This window comes from Mesorhizobium sp. M0954 (assembly GCF_040319155.1).
In the GTDB taxonomy this organism is placed as follows: Bacteria; Pseudomonadota; Alphaproteobacteria; order Rhizobiales; family Rhizobiaceae; genus Mesorhizobium.
The window spans coordinates 192,963-206,841 of the sequence record NZ_JAMYNR010000001.1; the positions used below are offsets into that span (position 1 = coordinate 192,963).

13 protein-coding genes and 1 tRNA gene are annotated in these 13,879 nt (G+C 63.4%); 5 read left to right on the plus strand and 9 right to left on the minus strand.

The annotated features are described in order from the left end of the window. Positions 1-2 precede the first annotated feature (2 nt). Genes NKH93_RS00965 through NKH93_RS00980 form a run of 4 tightly spaced genes read right to left on the minus strand, consistent with a single transcriptional unit; the run spans position 3 to position 4,438 of the window. Positions 3-779 carry an enoyl-CoA hydratase/isomerase family protein gene (locus tag NKH93_RS00965; RefSeq protein ID WP_352918252.1) on the minus strand — a complete coding sequence of 259 codons (777 nt, stop codon included), beginning with the start codon at positions 777-779 and terminating at the stop codon, positions 3-5. Next, on the minus strand, positions 772-2,373 hold the full coding sequence (locus tag NKH93_RS00970; RefSeq protein WP_352918250.1) for an acyl CoA:acetate/3-ketoacid CoA transferase: 1,602 nt from the start codon (positions 2,371-2,373) through the stop codon (positions 772-774). Before NKH93_RS00970 ends, NKH93_RS00965 begins: the two co-directional genes overlap by 8 nt. Beyond that, positions 2,370-3,386: a Gfo/Idh/MocA family protein gene (locus NKH93_RS00975; protein ID WP_352918249.1), complete on the minus strand. Its 1,017-nt coding sequence runs from the start codon at positions 3,384-3,386 to the stop codon at positions 2,370-2,372. The genes NKH93_RS00970 and NKH93_RS00975 overlap by 4 nt, the downstream gene beginning before the upstream one ends. Next, positions 3,383-4,438 carry a LacI family DNA-binding transcriptional regulator gene (locus NKH93_RS00980; RefSeq protein WP_352448238.1) on the minus strand — a complete coding sequence of 352 codons (1,056 nt, stop codon included), beginning with the start codon at positions 4,436-4,438 and terminating at the stop codon, positions 3,383-3,385. The genes NKH93_RS00975 and NKH93_RS00980 overlap by 4 nt, the downstream gene beginning before the upstream one ends. Before the next feature lie 242 nt (positions 4,439-4,680). Between NKH93_RS00980 and NKH93_RS00985 the strand changes: the two genes are divergently transcribed. Both NKH93_RS00985 and fcl read left to right on the plus strand, forming a co-directional pair. Then, on the plus strand, positions 4,681-5,835 hold the full coding sequence (locus NKH93_RS00985; protein WP_352918248.1) for a dihydrodipicolinate synthase family protein: 1,155 nt from the start codon (positions 4,681-4,683) through the stop codon (positions 5,833-5,835). A gap of 162 nt (positions 5,836-5,997) precedes the next feature. Beyond that, on the plus strand, positions 5,998-6,960 hold the full coding sequence (gene fcl / locus NKH93_RS00990) for a GDP-L-fucose synthase (RefSeq protein WP_352767123.1): 963 nt from the start codon (positions 5,998-6,000) through the stop codon (positions 6,958-6,960). A 67-nt stretch (positions 6,961-7,027) separates the two neighbouring features. Here fcl and NKH93_RS00995 read toward each other — a convergent pair. Together NKH93_RS00995 and cpdR are read right to left on the minus strand one after the other, a co-directional pair. Continuing rightward, a tRNA-Val gene (locus NKH93_RS00995) sits at positions 7,028-7,102 on the minus strand. 104 nt (positions 7,103-7,206) lie between these two features. Further along, entirely contained in the window at positions 7,207-7,569 is a 363-nt protein-coding gene (gene cpdR / locus NKH93_RS01000; RefSeq protein WP_006199474.1) for a cell cycle two-component system response regulator CpdR, read from the minus strand. Between the two features lie 153 nt (positions 7,570-7,722). Here cpdR and NKH93_RS01005 point away from each other — a divergent pair, with 153 nt between their 5' ends. Beyond that, positions 7,723-8,664 (plus strand): N-formylglutamate amidohydrolase, encoded by a 942-nt coding sequence (locus NKH93_RS01005; RefSeq protein ID WP_352539364.1) that lies wholly within the window; start codon positions 7,723-7,725, stop codon positions 8,662-8,664. Positions 8,665-8,991: 327 nt separating this feature from the next. Further along, entirely contained in the window at positions 8,992-9,765 is a 774-nt protein-coding gene (gene hisN, locus NKH93_RS01010; RefSeq protein WP_352564879.1) for a histidinol-phosphatase, read from the plus strand. Positions 9,766-9,910: 145 nt separating this feature from the next. Here the strand turns inward: hisN and NKH93_RS01015 are convergent, their stop codons facing one another. Together NKH93_RS01015 and NKH93_RS01020 are read right to left on the minus strand one after the other, a co-directional pair. Beyond that, positions 9,911-10,369 carry a styrene oxide isomerase gene (locus NKH93_RS01015; RefSeq protein WP_352469520.1) on the minus strand — a complete coding sequence of 153 codons (459 nt, stop codon included), beginning with the start codon at positions 10,367-10,369 and terminating at the stop codon, positions 9,911-9,913. Positions 10,370-10,502: 133 nt separating this feature from the next. After that, positions 10,503-11,477 (minus strand): alpha/beta fold hydrolase, encoded by a 975-nt coding sequence (locus NKH93_RS01020; RefSeq protein ID WP_352918247.1) that lies wholly within the window; start codon positions 11,475-11,477, stop codon positions 10,503-10,505. A gap of 472 nt (positions 11,478-11,949) precedes the next feature. Here NKH93_RS01020 and NKH93_RS01025 point away from each other — a divergent pair, with 472 nt between their 5' ends. Further along, entirely contained in the window at positions 11,950-12,414 is a 465-nt protein-coding gene (locus NKH93_RS01025) for an Hsp20 family protein (RefSeq protein ID WP_352918245.1), read from the plus strand. 90 nt (positions 12,415-12,504) lie between these two features. On the opposite strand, the gene NKH93_RS01030 is transcribed toward NKH93_RS01025, so the two are convergent. Beyond that, on the minus strand, positions 12,505-13,557 hold the full coding sequence (locus NKH93_RS01030; protein ID WP_352767672.1) for a threonine aldolase family protein: 1,053 nt from the start codon (positions 13,555-13,557) through the stop codon (positions 12,505-12,507). Positions 13,558-13,879: the final 322 nt, after the last annotated feature.

Consider the following 13,879-nt stretch of genomic DNA (forward strand, 5'->3'; position numbering starts at 1 on the left):
TCCTAAAATCTTGAGAACGCCGGCTTCTGCTTGGCCTTGAAAGCCTCGACGCCGGTCCTGAGATCGCTTGTCAGCGCGATGAAGCCGCTGGCCAGCGCTTCGGTCGCGGCAGCACTCTCTTCGCCCTCGGCGATGGCAATCATCAGCTTGGCGGCTTCGGTCGCGAGCGGGCCGCGCTCGGCGATCTTGCCGGCCCAGGCCTTGGCTTCGGCGAACGCCTTGCCGGTCTCGACCACCCGGTCGACAATCCCCACTGCCATCGCATCGGTAGCCAGAAACACCTCGCCGCCGAGCGCCATCCGCCGCACTGCCTGCGCACCGAAGCGGCGCACGGCGCGCTGGGTGCCGGACCAGCCGGGAACGACGCCGATCGAGGTTTCGGGGAACCCCAGCTTCACCTGTGTTTCCGCCACGCGGAAGTCTGCAGCGGCCGCCAGTTCCAGCCCGCCGCCCAGCGCATGGCCGGCAAGAACGGCGATCGTCGGCTGCCGTAGCCGCGCCAGCCGGTCGAAGACGCGGTGGCCGTAGCGCACCCATTGCACCTGGAAATCGGCAGCGCTCATTTCCGCCCAAGCCTCGACGTCGCCGCCAGCGCAAAAGCCCTTGCCTTCGCCGCAGACCAGCACGACGCGGACGCCGGTTGCTGTCTCGGCCTCGTCGAATGCCGCTTCCAGCGCCCGCAGCATCGGAATATCGAGCGCGTTGAATTTCTCCGGCCGGCGCAGCGTGACAATGCCGATGGCGCCGTCGGTTTCAAAGGTTACCAGACGCTCAGCCATGTGCGCCTCCAAGCGACGCGCCGCCATTGAGCGATAGGCCGATCGGCCGGTCCCGGTAGAGCGCATCCGGCGTCACTTTCAGGTCGTTGGCGACGGCGAGCGGGATCTCGGCCTGCGCCAGCACATCGCGCTCGAGGTCGATGCCCGGCGCCAACTCGGTCACCATCAGCCCCGCAGGCGTCAGCTTCATCACGCAGCGCTCGGTGACATAGGTGATATCCTGTCCCTGCGCGACGGCACGCTTGCCCGAGAAGGAGATATGCTCGACCTCGCCGACGACCTTCTTGACCTTGCCCTCCTGGTCGATGCGGATGCCGCCACCGGCAAGCGACAACTTGGCGCCGGCATTGAAGAAACCGGAAAAGACGATCTTCTTCGCCCGCGCGGTGATGTCGACGAAGCCGCCGGCGCCGGCGGTGACATGCGGCCGCGCCGAAAGCTTCGAGACATTGACCGAGCCGTGCCGGTCGATCTGCAGGAAGGACAGCAGCGAGGCGTCGAAGCCGCCGGCCTGGAAATAGATGAACTGGTGCGGCGAAGGCATGAAGGCATCGGCGTTCGACGAGCAGCCGAACTTGAAATCGAGCAGCGGCACGCCGCCGACCGCGCCCTGTTCGATGACCCAGGTGACCTTGCCGTGCTGGCCTTCCTCGAGCAGGATGCGCGGCACATTGGCCGAGATGCCGAAGCCGATATTGACCGCCATGCCGTCGGCAAGCTCCATGGCGACGCGGCGCGCAATGACCTTCTGGACGTTCATCTCGGCGTTGCGAAAGCTCGACAGCGGCCGGAAGATCTCGCCGGAGATGGCCGGATCGTAAGGCGTCAGCGTCGTCTGCAACTGGTCGGGCGCCACCACGATATGGTCGACCAGCACGCCGGGCACGCGCACATCGTGCGGCTTCAGCGTGCCGTTCTCGACGACGCGCTTGACCTGCGCGATGACGATGCCGCCATTGTTGCGGGCGGCCAGCGCCTGTTCGAGGCCGCCGAGATAGGCACCCTCATGCTCATAGGTAAGGTTGCCGCGCTCGTCCGCCGTGGTGGCGCGGATGATCGCGACCTGCGGTACGATCGAGCGGAAATAGAGCCATTCCTCGCCGTCGAACTGCTGCACCGAAACGATCGGCTCGCTGGCGGCAGCGTTCATGGCGCAACCCTGATGGCGCGGGTCGGCAAAGGTATCGAGCCCGACCTTGGTCAGCACGCCGGGGCGCTTGGCGGCGGCCTCGCGATGCATGTCGAACAGGATGCCGGACGGCACGTTATAGGCGGCGACCGTATTGTCGCCGATCATCTTCCAGATCTGCGGCGGTTCCGACGATGAAGGCCCGGACGGATAGGAGCCGCACAAAGTGCGCTTCAACAGGCCGGGCTTGGCTACATGGTCGATGCCCTTGATGCCGTACATGTCACCGGCGGCGATCGGGTGCAGCGTCGTGATGTCCTTGGGATGGCCGTCGGCGTCGAAGCGCTCGCCGATGGCGGCAAGCACCGCATCCGGGCAGCCGAGGCCGCTCGACGACGACACGGAAACGACCACGCCATCCCTGATCAGGCCGGCAGCCTCAGCCGCGGAAACGAGCTTGCTCACGCTGCGCTCCCGAGCTTCGGGTCGATGGCAACGGCCCTGCCAGACCTGGCCGACTGCAATGCCGCTTCGGCTGATGTCAGCGACCAGACGCCGTCCTCGCCGGTGGCGGAAGGCTGGCCCTCGCCGCGGATCGCCGCGTGGTATTGGCGCAGCGAACGGGCATAGAGGTCTTCGCGGTCGAAGCTCAATTCCTCCTCACCCTGTGCCGTGCGAAGCAACACCGAGCCGACTGGCTTCTGCGTCATTACGTCCTTGGCGATCAGCGAGCCTTCGCTGCCATGCACCTCGAAGCCGGTGCCGGCGAATTTGGTGGTAAAGCCCTCGTGCGACTGGGCGATGACGCCCGATGCGAAGCGCCAGAGGCACATGGCGCCGTCTTCCAGCCCGCCGGCGGCCATGCCGGCCGATTGTGTGAACGCCGAGATCTCGACCGGATCGTCGCCGAGCACGAAGCGCAGCGTGTCGGCATCGTGGACGGTGATGTCGAGCACCACGCCGCCGCCGGCGTCCGGCCTGGTGATGCGCCAGCCCTGCAGGTGTTCCGGCAGATAGACAGAGTGGAAGACGCGCGCGGCGATCGGCCTGCCGATGCGGCCGCCAGCGATCGCTTCGCGCATCGCCCGATGCGAGCCGGCATTGCGCAGATGGTGATTGGTGCCGAGCACAACGCCGGCGGCCCTGGCCGCCGCGACCATCTTGCGCGCGTCGGCGCTGGTCAGCGCCAGCGGCTTTTCGCACAGCACATGCTTTCCCGCCTCGATGGCGGCGAGTGCCTGTTCGAGATGCAATTCGTTAGTGGTCGAGATGTAGACGGCGTCGATATCGGATTTGAGCAGGGCGTCGAGCGTCGAGACCGCCGCCGGAATGCGGTTTTCACCGGCGTAATTGGCGGCGCGCTCCGGGCTGGAGCTCATCACCGCGGCGATCTCGCCGTCCTTCTGCGCGCGGATGGCGCCGATCATGAACTGTCTTGCGATCGTGCTGGCGCCGATCAATCCCCATCGGACGGTCATGCCGCGTCTCCCATTCCTGCACGCCGAGTTCCATTGCGATCGGGGCCGCAGCTTTCCCGGACCACGAGGTTGACGGCGCCGATATGATCCTCGGCGCGCGTGGTGCGCGACTGGATCATCTTCAGCACGACATGGGCGGCGCGCTCGCCGAGGCCGGCGGTGTTCACCGCGACGCTGGTCAGCGCCGGCATATAGTGCTCGGCCTCGGCGACGTCGTCGAAGCCGACGACGGCAAAGTCCGCGCCGGGTTCCAGGCCGCGCTTGCGCAGCGCCAGCAAGACGCCGAAGGCGACCGCATCGTTGAAGCAAAGGGCCGCGGTCGGCGGCGCGGCCATGGCAAGTGCGGTTTCCAGGCAGGCAATACCGCCCTTGCGGCTGGTTTCGCCCTCGAAGACCAGCCTGTCGGCCGGATCGATGCCGAGCGCTTCACAGGCCTCGCGAAAGCCGCCCAGGCGCTCGTGATAGACGACAAGGTCGGACGAGCCGCCGAAGAAGGCCAGCCGGCGGTGGCCCTTGCCGATCAGATGGGCGGTGGCGAGATAGGCGCCGCGATGATTGTCGGGCGTGATCACCGGGATACGGCTTTCGGGAAGCCGGCGCATGACGAAGACGACCGGAACGCCTGCGGTCTCAAGGCGACGGAACGCACCAGGCGTGGTGCCGCGCGCCGGCGACACGACGAGCCCGGCGACACCCTGCTCCATCAACGATTTCAGAACCTCTTCCTGGCGCACCGGGTTTTCAGCCGTATTGGCGATGAAAGGCACGACTCCGGCCGACTGGAAGACGCGCTCCATGCCGACCGCGAGCTCGGCGAAAAACGGATTGGTGAGATCGTTGATGACCATGCCGATGACGTTGGAATGGGCCTTGCGCAGATTGGCGGCGCCGCGGTTGTAGACATAGCCGACGTCCTCGATCGCCTTGCGCACCTTGAGCGCGGTTTCGGGCCGGATCAGCCCGCTGCCTTGCAGCACCAGCGATACCGTCGATTTGGACACGCCCGCCTCACGGGCGATGTCGAGTATCGTTGCCTTGGCCCGGCTGGCCATCCAGATCTGTCCTCCCGGTGGTTTCTTGTGCGATTTTATTGGAACGATCTAATCCCTGCGGCGCATTTGAGTCAATCGCGTTTTTGCGAAGCCGGGAAAAATGCGGCTCGGTGGCGCAATTCTCCGGCAAGCAGGGCTTTCGGCTGCTGCGATGCAGCAATTTTCGCTGCACGAGGCAGGAGTCAAAATATCTTGATTTGTTGGAACGTTCCATTTAATAGGCGTTGGCAAGGGAGAGAGCCATGGACATCACCTTGCCCGGGGAAGGCGCCGGCCGTGTCCGCTACCGGCTTGTCGGCCAGCCGGTGCAGCCTGTGGCCGGCGCTCGCTTCTCGCGTATCGCCTACGCCGCCGCCCATGTCGTTGCCGATCCCCTCGCCATGACCGATCCGTGGTCGAGGCCCGCGGTCGACTGGGACAAGACGATGGCGTTTCGCCGTCACCTCTGGCGGCTTGGCTTCCGTGTCGCCGAAGCGATGGACACCTCTCAGCGCGGCATGGGTTTCGACTGGGCGAATGCCAAAGAATTGATCCGCCGCTCGATCGCCGAGGCGCACAGCGTCGAAGGCGCCGATCTTGCGTCGGGCGCCGGCACCGACCATCTGGCGCCGGGGGGCGCCAGCAGGCTAGACGATGTCATCGCGGCCTATGAAGAACAGCTCGGCTTCATCGAAGGGCTTGGCGGCAAGGCGATCGTGATGGCCAGCCGGGCGCTGGCGGCGGTCGCCAAAAGCCCCGACGACTATATCGGCGTCTACGACCGCATCCTGTCCCAGGTCTCCGGCAAGGTCATCCTGCACTGGCTGGGCGACATGTTCGACCCGGCGCTGAAAGGCTACTGGGGCAGCAGCGACTTCGAAACTGCGCTGGAGACGCTGGTCGCGATCATCGAACGCCATGCCGGCAAGGTCGAAGGCATAAAGATATCGCTGCTCGATGCCGGCAAGGAGATTGCGCTCAGGGATCGGCTGCCCGAGGGCGTGCTGATGTTCACCGGCGACGATTTCAATTACCCCGAGCTGATCGCCGGCGACGGCGACAGACATTCGCACGCGCTGCTCGGCATTTTCGATGCCATCGCGCCGGTCGCCAATGCGGCGCTGGCAAAGCTGGCCGACGGCGACCGCGCGGGCTACGACGCGCTGATGGCTCCGACAGTGCCGCTGTCGCGCAAGATCTTCGAGGCGCCGACCGAATACTACAAGGCCGGCATCGTCTTCATGGCATGGCTGAACGGCCATCAGGAGCATTTTTCGATGGTCGGCGGCATGCAATCGGCGCGCGGCATCCGTCACTATGCCGATGTCTTTCGCCTTGCCGACCAGGCAGGGTTGCTGGCCGACCCCGAGCTTGCCATTGCCAGAATGACAAGCCTCTGCACGGTAGCGGGCGTCTGATCGCGAGCGCTACAGCGTCCGATCCAAAGGTTGCTTCGGGTGGCTTTGCGATTTGCCTTGTCTGGGCAAATCTGTATGCGGTATGCGTCCGGCAACAGAGAAGCCGATCCGGCGCTCCGCCGGCCAACTGGCATAGCTGCCGTTCTGCATTGGGGTAAGCTGATGACCTTCGACCTTCAGGGCAAGCGCGTTTTCGTGGCCGGACATCGCGGCATGGTCGGCTCGGCTATCCTGCGCAGATTGGCCGATGAGGATTGCGAGGTCCTGACCGCCTCGCGCGCCGAGCTCGATCTTCTCGACCAGGCCGGCGTGCGGCGCTGGATGGCCGACCGCAAGCCGGATGCAGTGGTGATGGCGGCGGCCAAGGTCGGCGGTATCCTGGCCAACAACAGGCTTCCCGTCGATTTTCTGCAGGACAATCTCGTCATGCAGAACAATGTCATCGACAGCGCCTTCCGCAACGAGGTGCAGAAGCTGCTGTTTCTCGGTTCATCCTGCATCTATCCCAAATTCGCGGCGCAGCCGATCTCCGAGGACGCCTTGCTGACCGGACCGCTCGAACCCACCAACGAATGGTATGCGATCGCCAAGATCGCCGGGCTGAAACTGTGCCAGGCCTATCGGCGCCAGTACGGCGTCGACTACATCTCGGCGATGCCGACCAATCTCTACGGCCCGGGCGACAATTTCGACCTCAATTCCAGCCATGTCGTGCCCGCTCTGATGCGCAAGGCGCACGAGGCCAGGCGCGCCGGCCGCAAGAGCCTGGAGGTGTGGGGATCAGGCACGCCGATGCGCGAATTCCTGCATGTCGACGACGCCGCCGGCGCGCTGGTCTGGTTGCTGAAGAATTATTCGGGCGAGAGCCACATCAATGTCGGCTCGGGGGAAGACATCACCATTGCCGATCTTGCCCGCACCATCGTGTCGGTCGCCGGCGCCGATGCCGCAATAACATTCGATGCGACGAAGCCGGACGGCACGCCGCGCAAGCTGATGGACGTGTCGCGTCTGTTCGCCACCGGCTGGCGCCCGCGTTACTCGCTGCGCAGCGGATTGGAACAGACCTATGCCTGGTTTCTGGAGCACGTCGAGACCGGCGATCTGCGCCTCGGTGCGGCCTGAGGGCCGGTATTGGCCGGGAACATCAGTCGACGAAAAATACCGACGGCCAATTGAGGGATTATTTGGATGGTGGGCGTGACAGGGATTGAACCTGTGACCCCTGCAATGTCAATGCAGTGCTCTCCCGCTGAGCTACACGCCCATCCGAAGCCGCGCATACACCATTTTTGGTTCGGCACGTCAATAGCGGGAAAAGGGAAAGAACGCCTGGCTTGCGGCGTCGGTCAAGACGCGACAAAAAGCGCGTCAGGCGGCCTGCAGCATCTTTTCGACTTCGTTGACCAGGTCGCGCAGGTGGAACGGCTTCGATAGCACCTTGGCGTCTTTCGGCGCCTTGGAATCAGGGTTCAGCGCGACGGCGGCGAAGCCGGTGATGAACATCACCTTGAGGTCGGGATCGATCTCCGTGGCGCGTCGGGCGAGCTCGATGCCATCCATCTCGGGCATGACGATGTCGGTCAAAAGCAGCGAAAAAGGTTCCTCGCGCAGCCGCTCATAGGCGCTGGCGCCATTGTCGAAATCGCTGACCTGATAACCGGCGCGCTCCAGCGCCTTGACGAGGAACCGGCGCATGTCGTCGTCGTCTTCCGCCAGCAGAATGCGTGCCATGTTGTCCCGTCCGAATCACCCAACCGACAATGCCGTGCGGCAAGCCCGTTAACCATGCTGTATATGAGGAGGTGACGGTAAACATCAAGTGAACGTTGGCCGCACAATCCTGATTTGGCTGGCGCTTCGGCGGCTGGACATGCGGGCGGCGAGGTGGCACTTTCCCATCATGATGCATTGGTATTCCCGGGTTCGTCCAAATTGAAAACGGCAGCCGAGGATTTTTCGGTCGTTCCACCCTTCGAAATCCGATCGGGCGCCGAACAGCGCGTTCCCTTCCTCTTCAACTCGCCGCATAGCGGCCGCTACTATCCGGACCGGTTCATGGCTATGGCCAAGCTGGACCGCAACGCCATCCGCCGCTCCGAGGACTGCTATGTCGAGGAATTGTTCGGCGGCGCCGTCGCGCTCGGAGCGCCGATGCTGGCGGCAAACTTCCCGCGCGCCTATCTCGACGTCAATCGGGAGCCGTGGGAACTCGACCCGCGCATGTTCGCCGAACCGGTGCCGTCATTCTGCAACATCCGCTCGGCGCGGGTGGCCGGCGGGCTCGGCACCGTGCCCAAGCTGGTCGGCGAGGGGCTCGACATCTATTCCGGCCGCTTGCCGCTGGCGGAAGCCGTGGCGCGCATCGAAGCGGTCTACAAGCCCTATCACGAGACGCTGAAACGGCTTTTGACCAGAACCCATGCGCGCTTCGGCTACGCCGTGCTGATTGACTGCCACTCGATGCCGGCAAGCATAAGGGTCGGCGACAGCGGATTGCGGCCGGATTTCATCGTCGGCGACCGTTTCGGCATCTCGGCCGCGGCGGCGTTGACCGAGACGGCGATCGGCCTGCTCACCGGCATGGGCTACAGCGTCGCCCACAACAAGCCCTATGCCGGAGGCTTCATTACCGAGCACTATGGCCGCCCCGTGCGCCATCTGCATGCGCTGCAGATCGAGGTCAATCGCGGGCTCTACATGAATGAGCGGACGTTCCAGAGATCGGCTGGTTTCGACGCACTGGCCGACGATCTGGCGCGGTTTTCGGCCGAACTGATGGCGATGCCCGATCACAATTTCATGGATCTGCCGCTGGCCGCCGAATAGCCGCGGAATCGCGGTACCGCCGCTCATGCGGCAGCGTAAAAAAAGACCGCATCGTTTGCACGACACGGTCGAAGTCTAGGGAGGAAACGCCCAAGGAGGGCATGGACAGGAACCCCTGTCCGAGAACAAACGTATTGTGCGCTGCACAAATGTCAAGGCGCGTTCCGGCTTTTTTAATTCACTGTGAAGTGGAAACTGCATTTCCATGACGGCGGCGTTGCATTCGAGCAACAGTTGGCACCATGCGAAAGGCTCCGAACGCCCTTGTTTCGGCATAAATCCGTAGGCAAACGGGTATCTCCAAACATGCTGGAGCGGGAGAATCAGTTGGACATCAACATCGAGTTCATGCGGCGCATTGCGCGTGCCGCCGCAGCCGAGACCTTGCCGCGCTTCCGCAACCAGGGCGCGGTCACCAACAAGGAGCGCGGCAGCTTCGACCCGGTCACCGAGGCCGACCGCGAGGCCGAGCGCGCCATCCGGGCGCTGATATCAGCGCAATACCCCGATCACGGCATTCTCGGCGAGGAACATGGCAGCGAAAACATCTCCAGCCGGCATGTCTGGGTGATCGATCCGATCGATGGAACGCGCGCCTTCATTTCCGGCCTGCCGGTATGGGGCACGCTGGTCGGGCTGACGGTCGACGGCGATGCCGTCGCCGGCATGATGTCGCAGCCCTTCACCGGCGAGTTGTTCTACGCCAATGCCTCCGGCTCGCATTATGAAGGTCCCGGTGGCCCCCGAAAACTCGCTACGCGCAAGACGACGAATCTCGCCGAGGCGACGCTGTTCACCACCACGCCGGCGCTGTTCAAGGGAGACGCGCGCCTGCGCTACGACCTGTTCGAGCAACAGGTCCAGCTCGCCCGTTACGGCACCGACTGCTATGCCTTCGCGATGGTGGCGGCGGGCAGCGTCGATATCGTTGCCGATCCCGGATTGAAACCGTACGACATCGTCGCGCTGATCCCGATCATCGAGAAGGCAGGCGGCGTTGTCACCACCTTCGAAGGCGGGCCGGCGGAAAACGGCGGCGACATCCTGGCGGCGGCGACACCGGAGCTGCACGCAGCCGCGATGGCGGCGCTGCGCGGCTGAGCATCCGGTGCACCCACGCGTCTGTTTTGCGCAAATCCGACGGAAACCGCGGTACGGTCCTAAAGCAAAGCGCGTCGCGTTTGAGTGAACTCATGGGACGCGCTTGTTTTATGCATGTTATCGCAAAACCGCTGCGCGACATGCATTAGCTGTCGGCAGGCCAAGCGTCCGAGAGACGCAGGCCCCACAAAATGAGCACGAAAGAGATGAGGCCGGTCGGCGCGGACGAATACGCCACACCTTTGATCACAGCTTCCTGAAAGGCACTTCCGTGGAAGGCTCCGGCCGCCAACGGCATAGTCTCGTTGCCGGCCGCCCAGGCGCTGGCGATCACGTAGGCGGCCAGGATCGCCAAAGCCGAATAGATCAGCAGCCAGAAAGCAATCCGCGACGTCGCCGCGCCGAGATTGAGCCTAGACCATGTGAGGCCTAGAGCCAGCAAGAGAACGCCCTCCAGGGCGCTGAGCGTGTGCGCGGACAGTCCGAGCCGCGGTGCGGCGAGATACGGTATTGCAAACCCTTCGAATGACGAAAACAGCAGCAGCGCGACGCCAATCTGCAGTAGCCGATGCCCCTGACGTGACAGCGTGTTCGATGCGTTCATGGTCGTTTTTCTCCCGGCAAATGGCCTCCATTCTCTTTGGCAGCAACCTAGCGCTCGATGCCTTAACGGGAATAAGGGGCTGCGCCGGACAAGCGACCCGTGCGGGCTTTGTTGGCGGGCGCCGGCAAAGCGGTCAAACAGCGTCGCCGGTTCCGGGGATGAAGGCATCGAATGCCGCAAGCAACTGCTCGCGATAGAGGTCGGCTTCCTGGAGGATCTCATGGCGGGCGCCGTCGATCATCACTAGCGAGCCGACGCGCAGACGCCTCGCATAGGCTTCGACTGCCCTGGTCGAGACGACCTGGTCGGCGCCGGCGCCGATCATCAGCAAGGGCACCTGGATCTTAGCCATGAAATCCGGGTCGCTGACGATCAAGGATGCCTCGGTGGCCGCCTTCAGCCAGCGGATCGTCGGTCCGCCGAGCGCCAGCTGCGGATAGGTTTCGTAGATCAGCGTGTTGCGCCGATAGCGTTCCGGGTCGCTGGTCAGCTTGTTTATGGCGAAGGGCACCGATTCCTTGGGCCGCGGCCCCCATGCGGCATAGAGCCGGCCAAGGCCGAGAAGGCAGAACAGCGAACAGAGGCGGCGGACGGTTTTTACCGAAACCGGCAGGTCCGGCACGGTGAAGAACGGTGCGATCAGCACCATGCGGCGCACGCGGTTCGCCATCGAGGGCGCGGCGAGCAGCGCAATCACCGCGCCGGCCGAGTGGGCTAGTATGTAGTAGGGTCCTCGGCAATCGGGCAGCACGATCTCCTCGAAGAACTGCTCCAGATCGCCGGTGTAATCGAAGAAGCTCCGGACGAAGCCGCGCTGTCGGTCGCCGATCAGCCGGTCGGAAGCGCCCTGTCCGCGCCAGTCGAGGGTTGCCACGCCAAAGCCCCGGTCGGCAAGGTTGCGAATGGTCTCGAAATACTTCTCGATGCACTCGTTGCGGCCGGTCAGGACGACGACGGTGCCCTTCATCGGGCGGGCAACCGCGGCAAACAGCCCATAGCGGATCTTCTTGCCGTCGCGCGTGGTGAAGAAGCCGCCGGCCGCGTTTTCCGGCAGCGGATTGCCCGGAGTTTCCTGGAAGAGAGGGGGCTGGTGGAGTAGATCGGTCATGCGGTTTTTGGTTGGTGTCGGTGCCGGCGTGGGCGCAAGTCAGGCATAAACGCCCATGCGCCAAAAGCAAAGGAATTCGGGACGCCGGGGAGGTCGACCGCCAGGCAGCGAACAAGTAAGGCCGGAAGCAGCCTTGGCGTGCTTCCGGCCTCTGTCGACCGGGAGGAAGGGACGTTACACCCGGTTCGGCCTCGTCGTGTCGCCCTTTCCGGCGACCTGTTCGTGATCTCGAGAACAGTTTTAATGCCGCCTGGCTGAACGCTCGCCGAAGCCACGGTTCATCTGCCGTTCATCGGCGGGACATGGGCCGGGACCGGTCCCGTTCGGGCGCGGGAAAATCTTGAAATGCCGTCGTCGGCTTCCCAAATTTGTCATGCGGTCGCCAATGTCGGGGCCGCTGGCCCATCCGGAACGCCGTCACGGGTTTCGCACCGGCCATACGCAACCTTGTTGCTCAACAGGAGAACACACCATGCGTCACGTTGATTTTTCCCCGCTCTACCGTTCGACCGTCGGTTTTGACCGGTTGTTCACCATGCTCGATTCGCTTGCGCAGCCGGAAGGCCAGACGTATCCGCCTTACAACATCGAGCGCACGGGCGAGGATGCCTATCGCATCTCGATGGCTGTGGCCGGCTTCTCGGAAGATGAGATTTCGATCGAAGCTCACCGCAATGTGCTGACCGTCAAGGGTGAGCGCAAGGAGGAAGGCAATGGCGAAGGCTCCGAACTGCTCTATCGCGGTATCGCCAGCCGAGCCTTCGAGCGCCGCTTCCAGCTTGCCGATCACGTCGAGGTTGTCGGCGCCGCGCTGAAGAACGGCCTGCTCTTCGTCGACCTCAAGCGCAACATCCCCGAAGAGCTGAAGCCGCGCAAGATCGCGATCACCTCGGCTCCGACCAAGGCCAAGCAGATCGAGGCCAAGACTGCCGCCTAAGCCAGGCAGCTAAACTCCGGGACGCCAACTCCCCGGGAAGAAAGGGCGGTGCAGCAATGCGCCGCTCTTTTTGCTGGTGGGCAAGGCTTGCTATCCGGCGAGCAGGTAGCCGAAACGGTCGACCTCGTCGGGCGTGGTCGCGAAGCTGGTGACAAACCGATAGAGCGCTTCGTCTTCGCCAATGTAGCCGTCGTAGCCGAGCGGCCTGTGCCAGTCGTGGAAGGCCGCCCCTGCCGCTTGCATTCTTTCGGCCTCGGCCTTTTTCATGACTGCGAAGACCTCGTTCGCCTGCGGCAGCCAGGCCAGCCGGGCCGAAGGGGAATCTTCTATCGCCGCGGCAAGCCGTGCCGCCATCGCATTGGCGTGCCGTGCTGTGTCGAGCCACAGTCCACCCCTGAAATAAGCATCGAATTGCGCGGCGATGAAGCGCGATTTCGAGAACAGTTGGGCCGCGCGCTTGCGCAAAAAGGCCAATTCCTTGGCTCGCTCGAGGTCGAACAGCACGATCGCCTCGGCGCACCAACAGCCATTCTTGGTGCCGCCGAAGGAGAGGATGTCAACGCCATGCTTCCAGGTCATTTCGGCCGGCGTCGTTTCCAGCGCGACGAGCGCATTGGCAAAGCGGGCCCCATCCATGTGCAGCGGCAGTCCATGCTGCTTTGCGATCGCCGAAATCCTGGCGATTTCGTTCAGCGTGTAGACGGTGCCGACTTCGGTCGACTGGGTGATCGAAACGGCAACCGGCCGCCCGGAATGGACGTTTTCGGGTGCGAAACGGTCCACCGCCCGTTCCAGATTGCCGGCATCGATCCTGCCGAGTGCGCCTTCGACTGTATAAAGCCGCGAACCGCCGGTGAAATATTCCGGTGCACCGCATTCGTCCTCGATGACGTGCGATTCGCGATGGCAGAAGGAAATGCCGCCTGGCTTGTTATAGGTAGTCAGCGACAGCGAATTGGCAGCGGTGCCGGTGGCGACGAAAAACACCGCGACTTCGCATTCGAAGATCTCATTGAAGCGCTGGTAAACGGTCTTGTCGAGGGCACCGTCGCCATAGGCGGTGGAGAAGCCGTCGGCATGGGCCGACAGGCCGGCAGCGATACGGGGATGGGCGCCTGCCCAATTGTCGGAAGCGAAAATCATGCGTCTGCCTATGCTGGGGAAATCGGTGCGAGCTTGGCCGCTTTCGCATGCCGGCCGCAAGGGGCAGATACCGAAAATCCGCTAAAGCCAGTGAAACGCATGAGCGTAGATGCAGCGACGGAAGGTTACGCTGACACGGCGTTCCGCGCAATTTTCTGTCGCGAAAGCTTCAAGAAATTTGTGAATCGGTCTTGTGTGCATCCAAAATTTCTGTCATAAAAATTTAGGACAGTAGTGCTGTCTTATTTTGTCGCACAAAACTGGCCGCATTGGCATATGATTGCGCCTCTGCGGCCATTGCCGCGAGCGACAGCTAGACAGT

What these genes read in the sequence shown, in the direction of transcription:
- NKH93_RS00965 (WP_352918252.1), bottom strand. Translation starts at nt 779, where the DNA reads ATGGCTGAGCGTCTGGTAACCTTTGAAACCGACGGCGCCATCGGCATT.
- NKH93_RS00975 (WP_352918249.1), bottom strand. Translation starts at nt 3,386, where the DNA reads ATGACCGTCCGATGGGGATTGATCGGCGCCAGCACGATCGCAAGACAG.
- NKH93_RS00980 (WP_352448238.1), bottom strand. Translation starts at nt 4,438, where the DNA reads ATGGCCAGCCGGGCCAAGGCAACGATACTCGACATCGCCCGTGAGGCG.
- NKH93_RS00985 (WP_352918248.1), top strand. Translation starts at nt 4,681, where the DNA reads ATGGACATCACCTTGCCCGGGGAAGGCGCCGGCCGTGTCCGCTACCGG.
- fcl (WP_352767123.1), top strand. Translation starts at nt 5,998, where the DNA reads ATGACCTTCGACCTTCAGGGCAAGCGCGTTTTCGTGGCCGGACATCGC.
- cpdR (WP_006199474.1), bottom strand. Translation starts at nt 7,569, where the DNA reads ATGGCACGCATTCTGCTGGCGGAAGACGACGACGACATGCGCCGGTTC.
- NKH93_RS01015 (WP_352469520.1), bottom strand. Translation starts at nt 10,369, where the DNA reads ATGAACGCATCGAACACGCTGTCACGTCAGGGGCATCGGCTACTGCAG.
- NKH93_RS01020 (WP_352918247.1), bottom strand. Translation starts at nt 11,477, where the DNA reads ATGACCGATCTACTCCACCAGCCCCCTCTCTTCCAGGAAACTCCGGGC.
- NKH93_RS01025 (WP_352918245.1), top strand. Translation starts at nt 11,950, where the DNA reads ATGCGTCACGTTGATTTTTCCCCGCTCTACCGTTCGACCGTCGGTTTT.
- NKH93_RS01030 (WP_352767672.1), bottom strand. Translation starts at nt 13,557, where the DNA reads ATGATTTTCGCTTCCGACAATTGGGCAGGCGCCCATCCCCGTATCGCT.